15 protein-coding genes and 2 pseudogenes are annotated in these 21,812 nt (G+C 63.3%); 12 read left to right on the forward strand and 5 right to left on the reverse strand.

Translation table 11 applies throughout. The features are described from left to right. The first annotated feature begins 4 nt into the window (after positions 1 to 4). The 10 genes from IB249_RS09300 (at position 5) to IB249_RS09345 (ending at position 11,195) form a co-directional block, all read left to right on the forward strand. On the forward strand, positions 5 to 784 hold the full coding sequence (locus IB249_RS09300; protein WP_192303814.1) for an enoyl-CoA hydratase-related protein: 780 nt from the start codon (positions 5 to 7) through the stop codon (positions 782 to 784). A 1-nt stretch (position 785) separates the two neighbouring features. Continuing rightward, the gene (locus IB249_RS09305; protein ID WP_051097664.1) at positions 786 to 1,994 is read left to right on the forward strand and encodes a CaiB/BaiF CoA transferase family protein; all 1,209 of its coding nucleotides are present in this window, start codon (positions 786 to 788) and stop codon (positions 1,992 to 1,994) included. Between the two features lie 133 nt (positions 1,995 to 2,127). Then, positions 2,128 to 3,171: a TRAP transporter substrate-binding protein gene (locus IB249_RS09310; protein WP_192303816.1), complete on the forward strand. Its 1,044-nt coding sequence runs from the start codon at positions 2,128 to 2,130 to the stop codon at positions 3,169 to 3,171. Between the two features lie 33 nt (positions 3,172 to 3,204). Next, the gene (locus tag IB249_RS09315) at positions 3,205 to 5,085 is read left to right on the forward strand and encodes a TRAP transporter large permease subunit (protein ID WP_225606892.1); all 1,881 of its coding nucleotides are present in this window, start codon (positions 3,205 to 3,207) and stop codon (positions 5,083 to 5,085) included. A 28-nt stretch (positions 5,086 to 5,113) separates the two neighbouring features. Continuing rightward, positions 5,114 to 5,572: a thioesterase family protein gene (locus IB249_RS09320; RefSeq protein WP_192303820.1), complete on the forward strand. Its 459-nt coding sequence runs from the start codon at positions 5,114 to 5,116 to the stop codon at positions 5,570 to 5,572. A gap of 14 nt (positions 5,573 to 5,586) precedes the next feature. Beyond that, positions 5,587 to 6,546: an amidohydrolase family protein gene (locus IB249_RS09325; protein WP_192303822.1), complete on the forward strand. Its 960-nt coding sequence runs from the start codon at positions 5,587 to 5,589 to the stop codon at positions 6,544 to 6,546. Further along, positions 6,539 to 7,498: an amidohydrolase family protein gene (locus tag IB249_RS09330; protein WP_192303824.1), complete on the forward strand. Its 960-nt coding sequence runs from the start codon at positions 6,539 to 6,541 to the stop codon at positions 7,496 to 7,498. Before IB249_RS09325 ends, IB249_RS09330 begins: the two co-directional genes overlap by 8 nt. Before the next feature lie 31 nt (positions 7,499 to 7,529). Further along, positions 7,530 to 9,107, forward strand: a complete 1,578-nt coding sequence (locus IB249_RS09335) for an aldehyde dehydrogenase (NADP(+)) (RefSeq protein WP_192303826.1) — start codon at positions 7,530 to 7,532, stop codon at positions 9,105 to 9,107. Between the two features lie 121 nt (positions 9,108 to 9,228). Then, entirely contained in the window at positions 9,229 to 9,801 is a 573-nt protein-coding gene (locus IB249_RS09340) for a PPC domain-containing DNA-binding protein (protein ID WP_192303828.1), read from the forward strand. Between the two features lie 86 nt (positions 9,802 to 9,887). Beyond that, positions 9,888 to 11,195, forward strand: coding sequence for an OprD family porin (locus IB249_RS09345; RefSeq protein ID WP_192303830.1), 1,308 nt, complete (start codon positions 9,888 to 9,890; stop codon positions 11,193 to 11,195). Positions 11,196 to 11,240: 45 nt separating this feature from the next. On the opposite strand, the pseudogene IB249_RS30090 reads toward IB249_RS09345, so the two are convergent. Then, positions 11,241 to 11,777: pseudogene (locus IB249_RS30090) on the reverse strand (methyl-accepting chemotaxis protein); the annotation flags it as partial. A gap of 324 nt (positions 11,778 to 12,101) precedes the next feature. Continuing rightward, positions 12,102 to 13,223 (reverse strand): annotated as a pseudogene (locus IB249_RS30095) (methyl-accepting chemotaxis protein); the annotation flags it as partial. Between the two features lie 446 nt (positions 13,224 to 13,669). Here IB249_RS30095 and katG point away from each other — a divergent pair. Next, entirely contained in the window at positions 13,670 to 15,934 is a 2,265-nt protein-coding gene (gene katG, locus IB249_RS09355) for a catalase/peroxidase HPI (RefSeq protein ID WP_192303833.1), read from the forward strand. A gap of 353 nt (positions 15,935 to 16,287) precedes the next feature. Here katG and treS read toward each other — a convergent pair whose 3' ends face one another. Together treS and IB249_RS09365 are read right to left on the reverse strand one after the other, a co-directional pair. After that, positions 16,288 to 18,354 (reverse strand): maltose alpha-D-glucosyltransferase, encoded by a 2,067-nt coding sequence (treS, locus tag IB249_RS09360; RefSeq protein ID WP_192303835.1) that lies wholly within the window; start codon positions 18,352 to 18,354, stop codon positions 16,288 to 16,290. Between the two features lie 97 nt (positions 18,355 to 18,451). Beyond that, positions 18,452 to 19,201 (reverse strand): EAL domain-containing protein, encoded by a 750-nt coding sequence (locus IB249_RS09365; protein ID WP_192303837.1) that lies wholly within the window; start codon positions 19,199 to 19,201, stop codon positions 18,452 to 18,454. A gap of 243 nt (positions 19,202 to 19,444) precedes the next feature. Between IB249_RS09365 and IB249_RS09370 the strand changes: the two genes are divergently transcribed. Next, positions 19,445 to 20,449 (forward strand): AraC family transcriptional regulator, encoded by a 1,005-nt coding sequence (locus IB249_RS09370; protein WP_192303839.1) that lies wholly within the window; start codon positions 19,445 to 19,447, stop codon positions 20,447 to 20,449. Positions 20,450 to 20,455: 6 nt separating this feature from the next. Here IB249_RS09370 and IB249_RS09375 read toward each other — a convergent pair whose 3' ends face one another. Further along, complete coding sequence (locus tag IB249_RS09375; protein WP_192303841.1) at positions 20,456 to 21,583, reverse strand: sensor domain-containing diguanylate cyclase; 1,128 nt, start codon at positions 21,581 to 21,583, stop codon at positions 20,456 to 20,458. Positions 21,584 to 21,812 lie beyond the last annotated feature (229 nt).

The following is a 21,812-nucleotide window of genomic DNA, read 5'->3' on the forward strand; positions in this document are numbered from 1 at the left end:
CATCATGAAGCCCACCGTCCTTATCGAACGGCAAGATGCCATTGCCATCGTCACCCTCAGTCATCCAGGCAAGATGAATGCCCTTACCCTGTCCATGTGGCAAGACCTGGGCGACGTCATGACCGAACTGTCCGCCGACCTCAGCGTGCGCTGCGTGGTGTTGCGAGGTGCCGGCGAACAGTCCTTCGCCGCCGGCGCCGACGTCGGTGAATTCCCCACGGTCCGCGCCAACTCGGCGCAGGCTCGCCACTATGCCGAGGTGACATCGGCCGCCATGCGCGCGGTCGCCGACTGCCCGCACCCGGTGATCGCAATGATCCACGGCGTGTGTGTCGGTGGCGGCCTGGAAATCGCCGCGCTGTGCGACCTGCGCATCTGTGGCACGTCCAGCCGCTTCGGCGCGCCGGTCGGCAAGCTCGGGCTGGTCATGTCCTATGACGAAATGGCCGGCCTGGTGGCGCTCGCCGGACGCTCGACGACGCTGGAGATCCTGCTCGAAGGACGGATTCTCGATGCCCAGGACGCCTACGTGAAAAACCTCGTGACCCGCGTGGTCGCCGATGCCGAGGTGCAGGCCGAGACCCTCGCCACCGCCCGACGCATCAGCCAGGGCGCCCCGCTGGTCGCCCGCTGGCATCGCCAGGCAGCGCGACAACTGGAAGCCAACGTGGCGCCCACCGCCGAGCAGATCGACGACAGCTACGCCTGCTATGACACCAACGATTTCCAGACCGGCCTGAACGCGTTCATCGCCAAGACCAAACCACAATTCGAGGGCAAATGACATGGGACCGCTGACAGGAATGCGCGTGGTAGAACTGGCTCACATCATGTCCGGGCCGGTGTGCGGCATGATGCTCGCAGACATGGGCGCGGACGTGGTGAAGGTCGAGAAAGTTCCGGACGGCGACGACTCGCGGCGCTTTTCGCCGATCATGGCCAGTGGTGAATCGGCGTCGTTCATGGTAGTCAACCGCAACAAGCGCGGCATCGGCCTGAACCTCAAGACTGACGGCGGACGTGATGTGTTGCGCCGCCTGCTGATGGAGGCGGACGTGGTCACGGAGAACTACCGCGCCGGCACCATGGAAAAATTCGGCCTGGGTTACGACACCCTCAAGACCCTCAACCCCGGGCTGATCTACTGCGCGATTTCCGGTTACGGACGCAGCGGGCCGTTCGGCGACAAAGGCGGCTTCGACCTGATCGCCCAAGGCATGAGCGGCATGATGAGCATGACCGGTGAAGCCGGACGCGAGCCGGTCAAGGCCGGCTCGCCGGTGGCCGACATCAACTCCGGCATTCTCGCCGCCCTGGGCATCTGCGCCGCCTACGCCGCGAAACAGCGGACCGGGCTGGGGCAGATGGTCGACACCTCGTTGTTCGAGGCCGGCCTGCAACAAATGTACTGGCCGGCAGCGGCGTATTTCGCCGACGGCACCATCCTGCCCAAGATGGGCTCGGCCAACTCCACCAGTGCGCCGTATCAAGTGTTCCGCACGGCGGACGGCTGGATCAACATCGGTGCCGCCAACCAGGCCAACTACGAACGACTGGTCGAGGCGCTGGCCGTGCCGCAACTCAAGGCCGACCCACGCTTTGCCAGCAACGCCTTGCGCATGGAACACCGCCTGGCCCTGGTGGAAATCCTCAATGAAGTGCTGGTCGCGCGTACCACCGATCAATGGATGGTGTTGTTCGACAGCCTCGGCCTGCCGGCCGGACCGGTGCTGGACATCGCGGCGGCACTGGCGCATCCGCAAACCCAGGCGCGCGGCATGGTGGTTGAAACCGATCACCCCACCGAGGGCAAGGTCCGGGGCATGGGCTTGCCCATCCACTTTTCCGACATGGACAACGCCGCGCCAGCGACCAGCCGCCCGGCTCCGCTGCTCGGCGAACACACCCGCGAGGTGCTCAAGGAAAGCGGCTACGCGCAGGACGAAATCGACGAACTGATCCGCACCCAGGCCGTCGTGGCACTCGCGTCGTAAACGCCACCGGCAGGAGCGAGCTCGCTCGCGATCAGTTGTGTCAGGCGACCCCGTGCTGATGGACACACCGCATCGCGAGCTAGCTCGCTCCTACAGGCATCAGAACAACAACAAAAACAAGAAGGTGAACATCATGAGCCGTATCTTGACCGAGTCCGTCAGCCGCCGATCCTTCCTGGTTTCTGCCGGCGCTACCGTGGGTGGCGCGTTTGCCGCCAGCCTGCTGCCATCCGGCGTCTTCGCCGCGACCAAACCCATCGTGCTGCGTTACACCAGCAGCCTGCCCGACAGCCACCCGTTGAACCAGCAAATGAAAGCCGCCTCGCAAGCCATCAAGACGGAAACCAATGGCGCGGTCGACCTGCAGGTGTACGCCAACGGCGCCATGGGTGGCGACACCGACATGCTGTCCCAGGTACGGGCCGGCGCCATCGACTTCATTCCGCTGCCCGGCGCGATTCTGTCGACGCTGGTGCCGGTGATGTCGATCGAAAGCATGCCGTTCGCCTTCAAGGACTACGACAGCGTCTGGTCGGCCCTGGACGGCAAGCTCGGCGAGCACCTGCGCGCGAAGACCGCCAAGGTCGGGCTGATTCCGATGGAGAAAGTCTGGAACAACGGCTTCCGCCAGATCACCAGCTCGACCCGGCCGATCAACACGCCGCAGGACCTCGCGGGCTTCAAGCTGCGCGTCCTGGTCAGCCCGTTATGGACGTCGATGTTCAGCGCCCTGGGCGCCTCGCCCACCGGCATCAGCATCAACGAAACCTATTCGGCCTTGCAGACCAAAGTGGTCGACGGCCAGGAAAACCCGCTGGTGGTGGTCGAGTCAGCACGCTTCTACGAAGTGCAGAAGTTCTGCTCCATGACCGACCACATCTGGGGCGGGTTCTGGATCGTCGCCTCCGGCAAGACCTTTCCCAAGCTACCTGCGGACGTGCAGGAAATCGTCTCACGGCAGATCAACGCCGCCGCCCTGGTCCAGCGTCAGCAGGTGATCGACCTCAACGCCAGCCTCGAGCCGTCTCTGACCGCCCACGGCATCACCTTCAACAAGGTCGACCGCTCACTGTTCAGGACCGACCTGCAATCCAAGGGTTTCTATAGCCAGTGGAAGGAAAAATACGGTGCAGAAGCCTGGAGCCTGCTCGAGCAGTACGCAGGTCAACTGTCCTAAGCCGGAGACACAGTCATGAAAAACGAGATACCAATGACGGACGTTCCCCCTGCTGAAGGACTCAGCCCGCGCCAGGCCACCTTTCGCCTGGGACGCGCACTCGATACCGGACTGCGCTGGCTGACCGAAGGCAGCGCGGCGTTGCTGGTGGTGATCGAAGTCGCCCTGCTGTTCTGCAACGTCTTTTCGCGCTACGTGCTCAACCAGCCGATCGTCTGGGGTGACGAACTGGCTTCGCTGCTGTTCCTGTGGCTGGCGATGCTCGGCTCGGTGGTGGCGATGCGGCGCGGCGAGCACATGCGTCTGACCTCGTTCATCGCGCGGCTCTCAGTGGAAAAACGCGAATTCGTCGACACCCTCGGCGCGGTGATCGTCATCACCTTCATCGGGCTGCTGTTCACCCCTGCCTGGGAGTACGTCACCGACGAATGGATCATCACCACCGCCGCCCTGGAAATCCCCAATGCGTTTCGCGTATCGGCAATTGCCGTCGGCCTGAGCCTGATGCTGATGACCTGCGTCGCCCGCCTGCTGACGCGGGCGCGATTGATCGACTTTTCGGTGTCGGTGGCGATGCTCGCGTCCCTGGGAGCGCTGTTGTGGGTCGGCGAAAGCTCGATGCTGTTGATGGGCAACTGGAACCTGGTGATTTTCTTCATGATCGGGGTGATGGCGATGATCGTTATCGGCGTGCCGATCATGGTCGCGTTCGGCCTGGCGACGGTTGCGTACCTGTCGAGCATGACCAGCACACCACTGACCCTGGTGGTGGGGCGGATGGACGAAGGCATGGCCAGCCTTATTCTGCTGGCCATCCCGCTGTTCGTGTTCCTCGGCGCGCTGATCGAGGCCATGGGCATGGCGCGGGCGATGATTCGCTTCCTGTGCTCGTTGATCGGCCACGTGCGTGGCGGTCTGTCGTACGTGCTGATCGGCGCGATTTACCTGATCTCGGGCATTTCCGGCTCGAAAGCGGCGGACATGGCGGCCATCGCCCCGGCGCTGTTTCCGGAAATGAAGAAGCGTGGCGAAGATGAAAACGAACTGGTGGCGATGCTCAACGCCTCCGGCGCCATGTCGGAAACCATCCCGCCAAGCCTGGTGCTGATTACCATCGGCTCGGTGACCGGCGTGTCGATTTCCGCACTGTTCACCGGCGGCTTCATGCCGGCGGTGGTCGGGGCGATTGCCATGGCGGCGGTGATCTGGTGGAAAAACCGCAAGGGCCAGGCGTCCAAGGGCAAACGCGCGTCGGGCAAGGAAATCGGCCACTCGCTGCTGTTGGCCGTGCCCGCACTGGCCCTGCCCTTCGTGATCCGCACGGCGGTGGTCGAAGGCGTGGCCACCGCCACCGAAGTCGCGGCCATCGGCGTGGCCTACACCTTCATCGTCGGCCTGCTGTGCTACCGCTGCTTCGACTGGCGCCGGCTGTACCCGATCCTGGTCAGCACCGCGTCGCTGTCCGGGGCGATCCTGATCATCATCGGCAGCGCCACGGCCATGGCCTGGGCTCTGACCCAGTCGGGCTTCTCGCACCAACTGGCGCAAGTCATGGCCACGGTGCCCGGCGGCGCCATGGGCTTCCTGATCATTTCCGCAGTGGCCTTCATCCTGCTCGGCAGTTTCCTGGAAGGCATCCCGGCCATTGTGCTGTTCGGCCCGTTGCTGTTTCCGATTGCCAAGACCCTGGGCATCAACGATGTGCACTACGCGATGGTGGCGATCTTCGCCATGGGCCTGGGCCTGTTCGCGCCGCCGTTCGGCGTGGGCTTCTATGCCGCATGCGCCATTGCCAAGGTCGACCCCAGCGGCGCCATGCGGAGGGTCTGGCCGTACCTCGGTGCACTGGTAGTCGCCCTCGGGGTGCTGATCGCCGTGCCGTGGATCTCCATCGGTTTCCTGCCCAACAAGTGATTTCGACCACTCAACCACGAGGTTTGCCATGAATTTCTCCACACTCCAGACCGGCACGGCCACCGAGCGCCGACTGACCGTCGACACACCGCGCACCATCTCGTTTCTTGGCGAGGACCTGCGCATCTACGCCACGCCGCGACTGGTGGACGACATCGAACAGACCTGCCTCGACTACCTGCTGACCTTCCTCGACGAAGGCGAGAACACCGTCGGCGCAGCGGTCGATATTCGCCACGTCGGTGCGACGCTGTTGGGCATGTCGGTGAGCATCACCGCTACCGTCACCCGCGTTGAAGGTCGCAGCGTCACCTTCAATGTCGAAGTGCGCGATGAGGTCGAACTGGTCGCCACCGCCGCGCACACCCGGGTCGTGGTCAACGTCGCCAAGCTGCGCGGTCGCGTCCGGGCCAAGGCCGACGCTGCGGCAGCGGGCGAAGTCGAGGACGGCGTGCTCAGCCCCTCGCAATTCGCCGCGTCGCGCTGAGCCGGGCTGCCGCCATGATCACGCTCCATGAACGCAACGGTATGCCCAGCCTGGCCGCCGAGGATGCGCTGCCGTTGATCGACGCTCATCACCACCTCTGGGACCTGGGCAACGGCCGTTATCCCTGGCTGCAGGAGGAATACCACGAGGACTTTTTCCTCGGTGACTATCGCCACCTGCGCAAGGATTTCCTGCCCGGACATTTTCTCGCCCTGAGCCAGCGCCAGCGCCTGGTCGGCACGGTGCACGTCGAAGCCGAGCGCGCCCGTGACGAACAGCTCGCCGAGACCCGCTGGCTGGAGCAGGTGCACGCCCGCTTCGGCTTCCCGAACGCGATCGTCGCGCATGCCTGGTTCGACCGCGAGGACAGCGCCGACATCCTCGCCGCCCAGGCCGCCCACCCGCTCGTCAAGGGCATCCGCTCGAAACCGGTGACCTCGGCGTCGCCGCATGTCAGTGTCGCCGGGGCCCGGGGGACCCTGCAGGACCCACGCTGGCTCGAAGGGTTTTCGCGGCTGGCCGATCATGATCTGTCGTGGGACCTGCGGGTGCCGCCCTGGCACCTGGTCGAGGCCGCGGAGGTGGCGGCGATGTTTCCCCGGATTCAAATCGCCCTCAATCACACCGGTTTTGCCTGGGACCGCAGCCCCGAGGGCATGGCCCGCTGGCGCAAAGGTCTGGAGGCACTGGCCTTGCAGCCCAACGTACATATCAAGCTGTCTGAGTTCGGGCTCAAAGATTCACCCTGGCACTACGAGGACAACCGGTTGGTGGTGCTGACCGCGCTGGAGATTTTCGGTGCCAGGCGCTGCATGTTCGCCAGCAATTTCCCGGTAGCGGGGTTGCGCGCTTCCTACGACACGATTGCCGATGGCATGGCCAGGATGCTCGCGCCCATGGGCCGCGCCGTGCAGGAAGCCGTGTTCGCCGGCAACGCCCGGCGCTTCTATCGGTTGGAGCCAGACCATGAATGACCTTGCAGCCATCGACTGGCGTGCGCGTTTTCTCGCCAGCGGCGACGACGCGGACCTGCCCATCATCGACGCGCACCAGCATTACTTCGACGTCGAAAACCATTACTACCCCTGGTTGAACGACCGCCCGTTGCGGCCCTTCCGCTATGGCGATTACTCGTCGATCTGCCGCAATTTCCTGCCAGCGGACTATCGACGCCTGGCCGGCCATCATCGCGTGGTTCAGACGGTGGTCATCGAAGGCGAATGGGACCCGGCGACCCCGGCCGATGAAGTGGCTTTCGTCGACGCCCTGGCGCAGGAGGAATCCAGCGTAGGCGCCATGGTGGCGCAGGCCTGGCTCGATCGCGAGGACATCGGCGAGCTGCTGCGCCTGTACGGCGCTCACCCGTTGGTGCGGGGCATTCGCCACAAGCCGGCGGTGACGACCCGCGAGCACTGGCGGGCAGACTATGCCGCCGCCGGCTCTATGCGTGATCCGCGCTGGCGCGACGGTTACGCGCAGCTGGCACGGCACGGCCTGCACTTCGAATTGCAGGCACCGTGGTGGCACCTCCCGGAAGCCGCCGAACTGGCGCGGGATTTTCCCGACGTGCCCATTGTGGTCAATCACACCGCTTTGCCGGCTGATCGCTCCGAAGCCGGTCTGGCCGGCTGGCGCGACAACCTGGCGCTGCTGGCGCGGGAGGCAAATGTCGTGCTGAAAATTTCCGGTATTTGCATCCCCGGCCAAGCGTGGCCCGTCGAAGCGAACCGCCGGGTGGTCGACGACGCGATCTCGATCTTCGACGTCAGGCGCTGCGCCTTCGCCAGCAACTACCCGGTCGATGGCGTGGTGAACAGCCTCAGCGAGGTGTTCGACGGATTCAAGACCCTGGTCATGTCGCGCCCCCGCAGCGAGCGGCTCGCCCTGTTTCATGACAACGCCCGGCGCATCTACCGGCTCGCTTGAGCCGATCTGCAGTCTTTATCAGGAGTTCAACATGTTTGAAGTTTCAGGCCATAACTACATTGCCGGCAGCCGTTCGGCCAAGGGCAGCCACACCCTGCAAAGCCACGACGCCAGCACCGGCGAAGCCCTGCCCTATCGTTTCCATCAGGCGACGAACGAGGAGGTGAATGCCGCTGCCGAAGCCGCCGCCATGGCTTATCCGACGTACCGCCACTTTTCCGCCGAGCGTCGTGCAGGCTTCCTCGATGCCATTGCTGCCGAACTGGACGCCCTGGACGCGTCGTTCATCCACCTGGTGTGCCGGGAAACTGCCCTGCCCGCCGCACGAATCCAGGGTGAGCGGGCTCGCACCAGCGGCCAGATGCGTCTGTTCGCAACCTTGCTGCGGCGGGGGGATTTCTACGCTGCACGCATCGACCGCGCGTTGCCGGACCGGCAGCCATTGCCTCGCCCGGACTTGCGTCAGTACCGCACCGGACTCGGCCCGGTCGCGGTGTTCGGCGCCAGCAACTTCCCGCTGGCCTTCTCCACCGCCGGTGGTGACACCGCCTCGGCCCTTGCCGCCGGCTGCCCGGTGGTGTTCAAGGCCCACAGCGGGCACATGGCGACGGCCGATTACGTCGCCGATGCGATTACCCGCGCCGCGCAAAAAACCGGTATGCCCAACGGCGTGTTCAGCCTGCTCTACGGCAGCGTCGGTGAGGCGCTGGTCAAGCATCCGGCGATCCAGGCGGTCGGTTTCACCGGTTCGCTGCGCGGCGGCCGGGCCTTGTGCGACATGGCCGCAGCCCGAGCGCAACCGATCCCGGTGTTCGCCGAGATGAGCAGCATCAACCCGGTGTTGCTGATGCCCGAAGCGTTGAACGCCCGCGGTGAACAGATCGCCGCCGAACTGAGCGCGTCGGTCGTGTTGGGCGCCGGCCAGTTCTGCACCAACCCCGGTCTGGTGCTGGGCATTCGCTCGCCGCAGTTCACTGGGTTTTTGCAACGCTTGAGCACGTTGTTCGATCAACAACCGGCGCAGACCATGCTCAACGCCGGTGCCCTGAACAGTTACTGCCAGGGTCTGGAGCACCTGCACGGGCACCCTGGCATCACCCACCTGGCCGGCAACCCACAGCAGGGCAATCAGGCACGGGCGCAGCTGTTCAAGGCCGATGTCAGCCTGCTGATCAACGGCGATGAGCGGCTTCAGGAGGAAGTGTTCGGCCCCGCCACCCTGGTCGTCGAAGTCGCCGACCACGCCGAACTGCTGCAGGCGTTACACGGCTTGCGCGGCCAGTTGACCGCCACGCTGATTGCCGAAGACGCTGACCTGGCCGGCCTGGACCCGATCCTGTCACTGCTGGAACAGAAAGTCGGACGCGTGCTGTTCAACGGTTACCCCACCGGCGTGGAAGTCTGCGATGCCATGGTGCATGGCGGGCCTTACCCGGCCACATCGGATGCGCGCGGCACATCGGTCGGCACCCTGGCGATCGACCGCTTCCTGCGCCCGGTGTGTTTCCAGAACTGCCCCGACCGCCTGTTGCCGGACGCCCTGAAGAACGCCAACCCGCTGGGCATCACCCGGCTGGTCGATGGCGTCAGTCACCGCCAGGCGCTGTAACCCACCGCCCGTTTCAACCCACATCCGCGCGCCTGTCGAGTGACAGGCGCCGGGTTCGCTCGCCCTGAAATCGGTTTTACCCCGCTCAATCGCTCACAACAACAATAACCGAGGAAGCACCATGCACGTTCCACGTCAACCGAAACACCGCTTGGGTAAATTGATGCTCGCCATGAGCGTCGCCTGGCTGGTCGGCACCTCCGACACACCAAAGGCCCTGGCCGAAACCACACCTTCCGCGACGACAACGCCCATGCAATGCGCCACCGAAACCACAACCCGCTACACCCGCACACCCACCGGTTACCTGATGGTGCTGCGCATGGGTGACAACGCCTTCAAGGAGCTGACCAAACTGGCCATCGCCGAAAAGATCCCCAGCGCCTCGATCAGCGGGATCGGCTTCGGCAACGTCAAGTTCGGGTTCTGGAACAAAGACAAGAAAGACTTCGACCCAAAAGTCCTGAACAACGTCGAGATGGCCAGCATCACCGGCTCGCTGGCCTGGAAAAACGATCAGCCGTCGATCCACATGCACGGTGTCGCCGGCGATGCCACGTTTCAGGCCTACGGTGGCCACATCCTCGATTTCGAGGTGACCACCGGCTCGATGGAGATCACCGTGATCGTCCACCCGCGTCGCCTGGAACGCGGCATTGATCCGTGCATCGGCGCCAACGTGCTGGGGATCTGAGCCGAACACCTCGCTCCCGCCGTCCGCGCATCGGCCGGCGGGAGTCACCCTCGCGAATCCAACTACAAGAAAATGGGGCGTTTTACATGAGCAGCAAGTACACCGTTATCACCCTGGCTTTGGGCGCCATGACCTTCGGCAGCCAGGCGCACGCGGACTTTTTGCGCGACAGCAAGGCGACACTGGGGCTGAAAAATTTCTACTTCAACAACGACAACCGCGACGGGACGGCGGTGCCGTCGAAAACCGAAGAATGGGCCCAGGGATTCCTGCTGGATTTCAAGTCGGGCTACACCGACGGCATCATCGGTTTTGGCGTCGATGCGCTTGGGCTGATGGGCGTGACCCTGGACAGCGGCAAGGGGCGCCATGTCGGCAGCAGCATGATCCCATCGGACAGCGACGACAGCGCCGTGGATGAGTGGAGCCGCCTGGGCCTGACCGGCAAGGTCAGGGTGTCGAAAACCGAGCTGCGCCTGGGTACGCTGATGCCGAAACTGCCGATTCTGGTGGCCAACGACGGCCGCCTGCTGCCCCAGACGTTCGAGGGTGGGCAGATCACCTCCAGCGAGTTCAAGGACCTGACCCTCATCGGCGGGCGCATCGAACACGCCACCGGCCGCGGTTCCAGCGACCAGACGGGCCTGGCGGCGACCGGAGGCACCCGGGAAAGCAACGCATTCGATTTTGCCGGTGGCGACTGGAAAATCACCCGCGACCTGACTGCCCAGTATTACTACGCCCACCTGGATGACTACTACAGCCAGCAGTTTTTCGGCCTGCTGCACACATGGACGATCACGGACAATCAATCGCTGAAAACCGACCTGCGCTACTTCAAGACCGATTCGTCCGGCAAGAACGGTTCGGGCACCTCGGGCTACCGGATCAGCGGCTATACCGACGGCAATGATGGCGAAATCGACAACCGCACCTGGAGCGCCGCGTTGATTTACAGTCTCGGCGCCCATGCTTTCACCGCAGGCTACCAGAGCGTGTCCAGCGGCAGCGGCTTCACTCAACTCAACCAGGGTGGCCTGCCGGACAAGGGCGCTGGCGGTGTCAGTCTTTACCTGTATACCGATCGCCTGATCCAGACCTTCACCCGCGCCGGCGAGCGCACCGCGTTCGGCCAGTATGCGTATGACTTTGCAGCGCTTGGCGTGCCGGGTTTGAAGGCATCCGTCATTTACCTCAGCGGCGACAACATCAAGACCGCCACGGGCAACACCCAGAAGGAGTGGGAGCGCGACTTCAGCCTGGACTACACGATCCAGTCGGGTGCACTCAAGGGGGTGGGGCTTGGCTGGCGCAATGGCAAGTCCAACAGCGAGGCGAGCCGCAACCAGGACCAGAATCGCCTGATCGTCAGCTACAGCATCCCGCTGATGTGACAGCAGAGAACGGAGGCGGCGGCCGACGCAACCTCCGTCCTCGACTCAATCCTTGAACTGGGTCAGTTGCTGGTTCAAGGAACCCGCCTGATCGCGCAATTGCACCGACTGATCGAGCAGGCTGCGGATCGCCTGGTCATTCTGCTCGGAAATCCGGCTGACGCCCTGGATGGCCACCGACAGTTGCTCACCCGTCGCCGCCTGGCTTTGGGTCTGGCGCGCCACTTCGCTGATGCGCGTCAGGATGTCCTGGGCATGCTGGCGAATCTGCTCGACACCCTGGGCCGAGGTGGTCAGTTGCACCACCCCCTCACGCACCGCTTCGCCGACCTGCTGGACGTTGGCCACCGTGTTGCGCACGTCCGAACCGATGGCGCCGATCATCTCGCCGATTTCACCGGTCGAACGGCTGGTGCGTTCCGCCAACTGCCGTACTTCGTCGGCCACCACCGCGAACCCGCGCCCCTGCTCCCCTGCCCGCGCCGCTTCAATCGCCGCGTTGAGCGCCAAGAGGTTGGTCTGATCGGCAATGCTGCGGATCACGGCGATGATCCCGGCAATCTGCTGCGAGCGTTTTTCCAGGTCGCCCACGGTGTCGGCAACGACGTCCATGGTCTGGTCGATGTGGGTGATACCCGCCAGTGTCTGGCTCATGTCGCCTGAGATGTGCTGGGTCAGCTTCTCGGTGTTGCGCGCCAGTTGCTCGACGTCTTCGGCCTGTTGCGACATCTCGGTCACCGAGTGCGCCAGCGCCGTGACGCCACTGGCCATTTCTTCGGTGGCGGTGTGCTGCGACGTCGCCCGTTCGGCCACGGCCTGGGTGGTCTCGCCCAGGTGATCGGAGATCTGGATCAAGGCGCCGCTGCTGTGGCGGATCGAGCCCACCAGGTCGCCCAGGCGCTGGATGAACTGATTGAACGCGCCGGCCAGCTTGCCGGTTTCATCGCCACTGCGTTGCTCGAAACGCAAGCCCAACTCGCCGCCCCAGGCTTGGATGCCGGTGGTCAAACCCGACAGCGGACGGATCTGCCACGCCAGCAGATGCCACAGCACGATGGCCAGCACCAGCAGTGCCACCCAACCGATGATCACCGCCGTCCAGAGAAACTGATTGATCCCGGCCATGGCCTCGGCCAGCGGGTACGCCACCATCAACGCCCAGGTGTTGGGCGACTTGCCGATGTGCACCGGTTGCAGCATGTAACCCCAGCCCTCGTGCTGGAAGCTATAGGGCTGGCCCGCCTTGATCGCGTCCCTGGCCGCCGCTGGTAAATCGTCGGCCGGCTGGCTCAAGCGCTTGTCGTCAGGGTGGCTGGCGTACAGGCCATTACTGGAAATCAGCGCGCCATAGCCTTTGTAGGCATCGATCTTCGCCAGTTGCTGCCTGATGCTTTCAAGCGGGATATCGACCCCCGCCACGCCCATCGCCTTACCCCCTTGCAGCAGCGGCGCCATGATCGACACCAGCATGACTTTCTGGCCATTGCCGGTGCTGTAGACGTAGGGCTCCGACGCCCAGGGCTGTCGGCTGTGCAGCGGTTGGTAGTAATACTGGTTATCGGCATTCTCCGGCGCATACCCCACCAGGACTTCGGACTTCACCGAACCATTCGCACGGTTCCAGTAGGTCAGAAAGCGGCCCGTCCCGTCGTGGTTCGGCTGGTTGACGAACTCACTGTCCTTGCCGTCGAACGCGTTGGGTTCCCAGTATTGTCCCAGCCCCAGCAATTGCGGGTTGGCTTCCAGCAGTTGGCGGGTCACGGCGTCGGCAGTCTTGCGCTCGGCCTGCTGTTGTTGCAAAGCCGTTGCGGCGCTGGCCAACGATTCGGCCACGGTAAAACCGACACCCAGTTCAACTTCGACCTCCTTGGCGTTGGCCTTGACGATGGTGTCGACCAGCGCCGCGGTTTCCCTGACTGACGAGCCGTAGGCGATGTAAGCGATGGAGCCCAGTAACAGCGCCATCACAACGACGGCTCCGATCAGCGCCGTCCAGAACAACTTGAAGTGCAAAGAGCGATTAGGCATGGACTTTCTCGAGAAGAAAAAACTTCACCAGCGCGGTCCGTTCAACGTTGTGCACGCCGGCCCCGCTGGCACTTTATTTATAATTGATATTATTTTGCCATTATCTAGAAGCGCGCTGTCAAAAGCACTTTATCTCAAGGTATTAGACGAAAGATTCTGTCTATGGCCATGCAACACTGAGGCTATTAGCTGACTCCCCGACTCGGGTCTACCCTTAGTCTGCGCTGGCGCCATAAGCCGGCCGGATTAGCATTGAAAAGGAGACAGGAATGCGCCCGAAGCTTGACTAGGCCCCCCGACCGCATCGGCCACTCGGTTGCCGCTGTTCCCGTTGCCTGTGTGGTCCAACGCTGGCCTTGAAGCCTGTGGCATTCATTCCGCTCGTCGCTGTTTAACGCCCTTTCGGGCCCGATAGCCGGATGAACACGACCAAAGGTAGCTCGCACATGGCAAATGAATCGAAATGCCCTTTCAATCACGCCGCTGGCGGTGGCACGACCAACCGCGACTGGTGGCCGAACCAGCTGAACCTGAAGATCCTGCACCAGCACTCGTCCCTGTCCGACCCCATGGACGAGGGTTTCGACTACGCCAAAGCCTTCAAGGAACTTGACTTCGCGGCGGTCAAGCGCGACCTGACGGCACTGATGACCGACTCGCAAGACTGGTGGCCCGCCGACTTCGGCCATTACGGGCCCCTGTTCGTGCGCATGGCCTGGCACGCGGCCGGCACCTACCGCACCGGTGACGGACGTGGCGGTGCCGGTTCCGGCCAGCAACGCTTCGCCCCGCTCAACAGCTGGCCGGACAACGTCAGCCTCGACAAGGCGCGCCGGCTGCTCTGGCCGATCAAGCAAAAATACGGGCGCAACCTGTCCTGGGCGGACCTGATCGTCCTGACCGGTAACGTCGCGCTGGAATCCATGGGCTTCAAGACTTTCGGCTTTTCCGGTGGACGGCCCGACGTCTGGGAACCGGACGAAGACGTGTACTGGGGCTCGGAGAACACCTGGCTGGGTGGCGACACCCGTTACGGCAAAAGCAAAGAACCCGTGCAGGAACCCGGCGATGTACCGCTGGTGGCCGAGCCCGGACGAAACGAGGACAGCCGTACCGACCACGGACGCAACCTTGAAAACCCGCTGGCCGCCGTGCAGATGGGCCTGATCTACGTCAACCCGGAAGGCCCTGAAGGCAACCCGGACCCGGTGGCGTCGGCCCTGGACATCCGTGAAACCTTCGGCCGCATGGCCATGAACGACGAGGAAACCGTGGCCCTGATCGCCGGGGGGCACGCCTTCGGTAAAACCCACGGCGCGGGGCCTGCCGACAATGTCGGCCCCGAACCGGAAGCGGCGGGCCTCGAGCAACAGGGTCTGGGCTGGAAAAACAGTTTCGGCACCGGCAAGGGGCCGGACACCATCACCAGCGGCCTGGAAGTGACCTGGACCACCACGCCCACGCAGTGGAGCAACAACTACTTCGAAAACCTGTTCGGCTTCGAGTGGGAGCTGACCAAGAGCCCGGCCGGCGCCCATCAGTGGGTGGCCAAGGACGGCGCCGGTGCCGGGACCATTCCCGATGCCCACGACCCGAGCAAGCGCCACAGTCCCACCATGCTGACCTCGGACCTGGCCCTGCGCTTCGACCCGATCTACGAGCCGATTTCGCGGCGCTTCCTGGAGAATCCCGATCAGCTCGCCGACGCCTTCGCCCGCGCGTGGTTCAAGCTGATCCATCGCGACATGGGCCCGCTCTCGCGTTATCTGGGCCCGGAAATGCCCAGTGAGGAGTTGCTGTGGCAAGACCCGATCCCCAAGGTCGACCATCCTCTGGTTGACGACGCCGACGTGGCCGCGCTCAAGGGCAAGATCCTCGCCTCCGGTCTGAGTGTTTCGCAGCTGGTGTCGACGGCCTGGGCGGCGGCGTCGACCTTCCGTGGCTCCGACAAACGCGGCGGGGCCAATGGTGGCCGCCTGCGCTTGGCACCGCAGAAATTCTGGCAGGCCAACCAACCCGACCAACTGGCCGGCGTGCTGGCGAAACTCGAAGGTATCCAGGCCGAATTCAATGGTGCGCAAGGCGGTGGCAAGAAGATCTCGCTGGCCGACCTGATCGTGCTGGCCGGCAGCGCCGGCGTCGAACAGGCCGCGAAAAACGCCGGGCACAGTGTGACGGTTGCGTTCACTCCGGGAAGGATGGACGCCTCGCAAGCGCAAACCGATGTGCAGTCCTTCGGGTTCCTCGAACCCATTGCCGACGGCTTTCGCAACTACAGCAAAAACGCCTTCAGCGTGTCCCAGGAACATTTGCTGATCGACAAGGCGCAACAGCTGACCCTCAGCGCCCCCGAGATGACCGCGCTGATCGGCGGCCTGCGGGTCTTGGACACCAACGTAGGACAAACCCGGCATGGCGTGTTCACCACCGAAAAGGAGAAATTGACCAACGACTTCTTCAGGAACCTGCTCGACATGGGGGTGGAATGGAAACCCACGTCGGCGAGCAACGAGACGTTCGAAGCACGGGATCGCAAAACCGGTCAGGTGAAATGGACCGGTACGCGGGTTGACCTGGTCTTCGGCTCCCATGCGCAGTTGCGCGCCCTGGCCGAGGTCTATGCCAGCAACGATTCCAAGGAGAAATTCGTCAAGGACTTCGTCGCGGCCTGGACCAAGGTGATGAACCTGGACCGCTTCGACCTGAAGTGATGATTTGACCCCACGCTACACCTTGTGGGAGCGGGCTTGCTCGCGAATACGTCAGCACAGGCAACCAACAGGGTGTCAGTGCCGGCCTCTTCGCGGGCAAGCCCGTTCCTGCGAGAGATTCAAAGCCACAGATAACCTCAAACCGGGGAAATCGTCGCCAATGCACCGATCAACAGGGTCAACACCAGAAATCCACCGAGGAAAAGGGACATCTTGGCCATGGGGGCCTCCTAGAAAACAGGTGTGCGGTGCAAGGGCTGCAGCGCATCTGAACCGTGCGTTCATTGTGAGCTTCAGCGCCTGTACATAACAGGCGCAGATCACGCCGAAAAATACGGATCAGATAACCTGCGCTAGAGCATCGGCGAGCTGCTGACCACCCGCAGTGCCAGCCCTTCATAGGCATCCAGGGTGATGGTGAAGTCGCCCTCGGGCGTGAGGTCGCCTTCGACCCGCTCGTTGATGATGTCGACCACCGGCCCCGGCGCAATGCTGGGCAGGTGCAGGGTTTCGGTGATGGCGCTCGCGCCGAAGTTCAACGCGGTGATTTGCGTGCCTTTGCCGGCCGGCAATTCGTGGACCATGATCAGCAGCCCTGGATGCTCGACGTCCGGGATCAGGATCTGGCGGCTGGCGGCAATGTCGTAGGCGCGGCGCGCGGCGAGGATTCGCTGGAGCTGCGAAGCAAAGGAGTCAGGGTCCTGCAACTGTTCGGTCAGGCTGCCGTACAAGGTTTGCGCCCGGGGCATCTGCCCTTCGGAATGCTGCGCTTGCGGGTTGAGGTCCACCAGGTCGTAGGCGCCCCGATGAATCCAGCGGGTATCGCCATCGAGCATCAGGTCCGCCACCTGTTCCGCCGGCAGCGGCAGTGCCCCCACCAGATCCCAGCCGGACAGGGCGAACACCCCCGGCTGCATCGCGTTGTACATCACCAGCAGCAGGTGAATCTGGCGAATCTGCTGGACATCCGCCGGGGTGATGGCCTCAAGGTCACGAATCCCCAGCGCGGCAGTGATGATGCTGGCGGTGGTGCACGACACCCCGTTGGTGACGAACTTCAGGTTATAGGGCGCGTGCTCGCCGGCCAGGCGCTCGTACATCTGCTCGCGAATGTGTTCACGCAGGATGTTTCCGGGGAAGGTCTGCCCCTGATAGAGGAAAGTGTCGTGAGCGTGCAGGGTCCAGAAATGCACCAGTTCCAGGGTCAGTTCGTCGTGGTTCTGCAACGCATGGATCAGCGATCCCGGATCGATGCCCTGGGTGTGCATCTGCCGCAGCATCAGGCGCAGGAACTCGGTATCGCCCATCAACAACGCGTGCTGGTAGGCCGGCCGGGTGATGAAGTCATAGGACAGGTCCGCCCCGCCGTGGGACATGGCGGCGATGTCATCGATGGTCAGGTTGAGTTCCTGGAAACTGAAACCGCCGGCCTTGCGAATCGCACCGGCCAGCAACTGGTTGCCGGTGATCGACAGCGGATGGCTTTCGGACCAGGCCGTGCCGTCGAGCTTGCGCTCCACGCCGAGGAAACCGTTGGCATCCAGGCGCAGAATTTTCGCGCCCATGACATCGATGGCGTGCAGCGCATCGCCGATGATCATCTGTTGCGCGGCGAAGCTGGGGTCCAGCCAGTTCAACGAGGGCTGGCCTTCCTTGAAATAATGCAGGTAGACCCAGCGCCGTGGTTTGCCGTCGACGCCCACCACGATCGGGGTCACGCTCCAGTCGGTTTCCTTGATCCCGGGCTCGAAGAAGATCACGCGCTGCAACTGGCCAACGATGTAATGCTTGTCGCGCAGCACATCGACCTGCTGCGGGCTGAGGTTTTGCGCGTCACGCCCCTCGGCCACCTCAGGCAGCAACGGCCAGTCTTCTTCGCGGATTTCCACCATGTGGTAAAGCCCCGGATAGTCTTCGTACGCCATTTCGGCCAGGCGAAAATCCGCGCCCTTGCCGGTGTGCGACGGAATCACATCGTCGACGATCACCGCATTGTGCGCAGCGGCCATGCGCGTCAACGCCTGGAGCTGGGCCTCGGTGCCCAGTTGCGGATCGAGGTCGAAACTGATGCGGTCAAAGTTGCCGTCGATGGTCGGCGTGTGCCGGGTGCCGCGAAGGCCGCCGGACTTTTTCAGCGGGCCGTTGTGAATGCCCTGGATACCGATTCTCGACAGCGCGTGCCACAGGGTTTCGTCGCCCAGCGCCTCGAGCACGGTGCCATTTTCGCGGGTGATGATGGACGCCGGGTACGCGGTGAACCACACCGACGCCAGGGCCGAGGCATCGCGGGGACGGGTCTGCGCATACGGCTGTTGCCACAAGCGGCCTTGCCCGCCATAAAGCCGGGCCCGCTGCCTGGCCATGTGCAGCATCGATTGCCCGACCAGCCAGTCCACGTGGTTTTTCTGCGCTGCCGTCATGCCCACCTCTCGTCTTGAATACCCGCACCCTGCTCCTGCAAAGCGCCGCTGGTTTTCATATGAGGCCCTGACGTGGCATTCGTTGCATCGTGCTGCGTTATGCCGGCCCCGGCTGCACCTGGCAGCGCTCGCCCAGCGCATCGATCCGCGGCCGACCGAACAGATAACCCTGCCCCCACTCGCTGCCACAGGCGGTGGCGAGGGCGCGGTCGGCTTCGGATTCGATCCCTTCGATGATCACGCAAGGCGCCAGCGTCTTGCACAGCTGCACCAGATGGCCGAGGGTCTGGGCGTTGTTGGTCTCCAGGCGAGCGCGCTGCAGGTAGCCCTGGTCGATCTTGACGATGTCCGGCCGGGTTTTGCGGATGAACTCCAGGGTCCCCAGGCCGGCACCAAAATCATCGATGGCCACCCGGCAACCCAGTTCGCGCAAGCACAGGACAAACTCGATCGCCGCCGAAGTGCTGGGTGGCGTGGCGCTTTCGGTGATTTCGATCACCAGTCGCGCCGCCACCGACGGCGACTCGCGCAACTGCGCAAGGATCGGCTGCCAGAAGTGGTCGATGATCGCGCTTTGCGCCGAGATGTTGCAGCCCAGTCGCAGGTGTTCGTTCTGCAGCAGACGGGCAATCACGCAGTCCACCACACTTCGGTCGAGCTCTCGCATCGATTGCAGTCGTTCGAGCATGGCCAAGGGATAGACCCCCTCTCCCCGGGCATCGATATGACGCAACAGCCCTTCCTGATACAGCACCCGATGGCTGTCGGGCAGCCAGACCACCGGTTGGAACGCCAGCACCAGTTTGCCCTGGGCCAATTCGTTGTAGAAATTCTTGACTCTGTGCATGTCACATCCATAGACAAGACGGGGTCCTGCCGCCGATTGAAGTGGGCGCTTAACTGGCTTTATGCCACCAACTACTGACTGGCGGCCATAATCGACGCTCCCCCACGGCTCAGGAAGTGTTCCCGGATACCTTTCGCTTGTCCTTGGAAACGTGTCAGTTGTGTTATTCGACTGTGAGCATTTGTTTATTGCGATCATGCGCCGGCTCCGCGACATCACTTAGCCATTACGCCGGGAACAAGCATGCACAGAATGACCAGCACCGGTTTTCGGGTGCTCGCCGACGTCTTGACGGACGCGGGTGCCAACGTAGAAGCCTTGCTCAAAGAATTCGACAGCAGCCACGAGGAAGTCTGGGCCAACCCCAACGGCGTTCGGCTGGAGCTGGTCTACAAAGTCATGGCGCAGGCTGCACAACGAACCGGCAACCCGGATATCGGCCTGCTGGCTTATGCCCGCGCCCATCCGGCCAACCTGGAAGTGCTGGGTTACGCCGTGATGTCCTGCCCCACCCTGGGCAGCGCGCTGCAACGCCTGGTGGATTACCAATCGCTGATCTGCAACGGTTTCTACATGTGCCTGGACCACGAACCCGGGGCGGTGAAACTGATCGGCCTGGACGTCAGTACCCAACCCTCACTGACGCCCCGCGCCTTCATCGATGCCGGCGCCGCGCAGACCCTGGGGCTGGTTCACTGGCTGCTGCCCAAGCGCAGGCCCGACCCGGTGGCGGCGACCTTCACTTACCCAAGGCCGGCGGACACCACGCAATTGGAACGCTTGCTCGGCAGCAACCTGTCCTTCGGCGCGTCGTACAACAGCCTGAGCTTCAGCACCGAGGATTGCGCGACAGCGCTGCCCACCGCCGACCCGGCGCTGGATGTCCTGCATGTCGAATACGCCCGCACACGCCTGAACCTGGTGCTCAACGGCTCGATGACCGAGCGGGTACGCCGGGTGCTGTCCGAAAGACTGGCCCAGGGCGTGCCCAGCGACCTGAACCGGATCGCCCAGGCGCTGGGCGTCAGTGCACGCAGCCTGCAACGGCGCCTGAGCAATGAGGACACGCACTTTTCGGCGTTGCAGGACGAAGCGCGATTGATGCTCGCGCACAATTTCCTGCGCAACTCGGCACGTAGCGTGAAGTACATCGGCGCGCTGCTGGGGTTTCGCGACCAGAGCAGCTTTCACAAAGCCTGCATCCGCTGGTTCGGCATGACGCCCGGGTGTTATCGGAATGATGCCTGAGACCGGCTATTCGGCGACCGCCACCTGATTACGTCCACGGGCCTTGGCGCGATACAAAGCCTTGTCCGCGTTGTTCATCAGGCTGTGCAGATCGTGATCATCGGCCGAGATCGCCGCGACCCCGACGCTGGCCGAAATGCGGTGCACCGGCCCGCTCATCAGGCCGGCGAGCGAGTGCAGGAGTTCTTCGGCGATGTGGCGGGCCACGTCAATCGACGTATCCGGCAGCAGGACGGCGAACTCTTCGCCGCCCAAACGGCCGTAAACGTCGGTGTCGCGAAACGACGTGCTGATGACCAGGCCCATTTGCCGCAGCACCTGATCCCCGACCTGGTGCCCGTGCGTGTCATTGATGTGCTTGAAGTGATCCATGTCCAGCATCACCGCGCACAGGGGCCGCTGGTTTTTCCGGCAGGAGCCGAACAATTGCTGGGCCTCTTCGAAAAACGCCCGGCGATTCTTCAGACCGGTGAGTTCGTCGGTCTGCGCGGCACGGGTGGAAAGGCTGTGGGCGTGTTCCATTTCACGGGTCAGTCGAAAGGCGGTTTCCAGGGCGTCGGACAGGCTGCGCGTGGCGCTGAATACAAACGAGGCGAACACCATCACCGCCACCCCCATGCCGACCTGCAGGGATGAAGGCTGGAACAGCAGCCACAGCGTGCAAGGCAGCAGCACCAGGACAATCGACACCACCGTCATGTAGCGGTAGGCCGAATAACAGGACACGGCGCTCACCGACATGCCGACGCAAAACAGCATGACCAGGGTCTGGGCCAACAGGTCATCGGCCGGGATCACCGCCAGCGCGCCACCGCCCCAGATGCCGGCGGACAGAATCAGCGTAATCCAATAAATGCGTTCCCAACGTTGCGGGGTGCGCTCGCGGTCCGGGCTGCGGAAATAGGCCACAAACATGCAGATGCGCACCAGCGAGGACGCGGTCAGCAGCGCGATCCATACGCCGACGACCTGGTGATCGAAACGGTCCCAGCACAGCCAGCACAACATCGCCACCGCAAGAAGACTGCCGAACACCGCTAAAACCGACTGGCGAAACAGTTGGTGCAATCGGTCCGATTGCACCAGTTTTACGATGAAGTCTTCCTGTGGGTACCGCAATCCAGGGCCATCCATTCAAGCCGCCTGATAGTGATGCTGCGCAAGGGCTCTATTCTGGCACTTTGCTAGCAATGCTCACAACCGCGCCCGGCATTCATCCATGGGAGCGGGCCTGCTCGCGATGATCGCGAACGATAACAGCGGCAGACGACAGCCCGGTGACATCCGCACGGCCATCGCGAGCAGGCCCGCTCCTGACACTGTAGATCATGTCTGGCAGGCATTTTGTCGCCTTCCCCACAGA

The organism is Pseudomonas sp. PDM04 (assembly GCF_014851765.1).
Taxonomy (GTDB): Bacteria; Pseudomonadota; Gammaproteobacteria; order Pseudomonadales; family Pseudomonadaceae; genus Aquipseudomonas.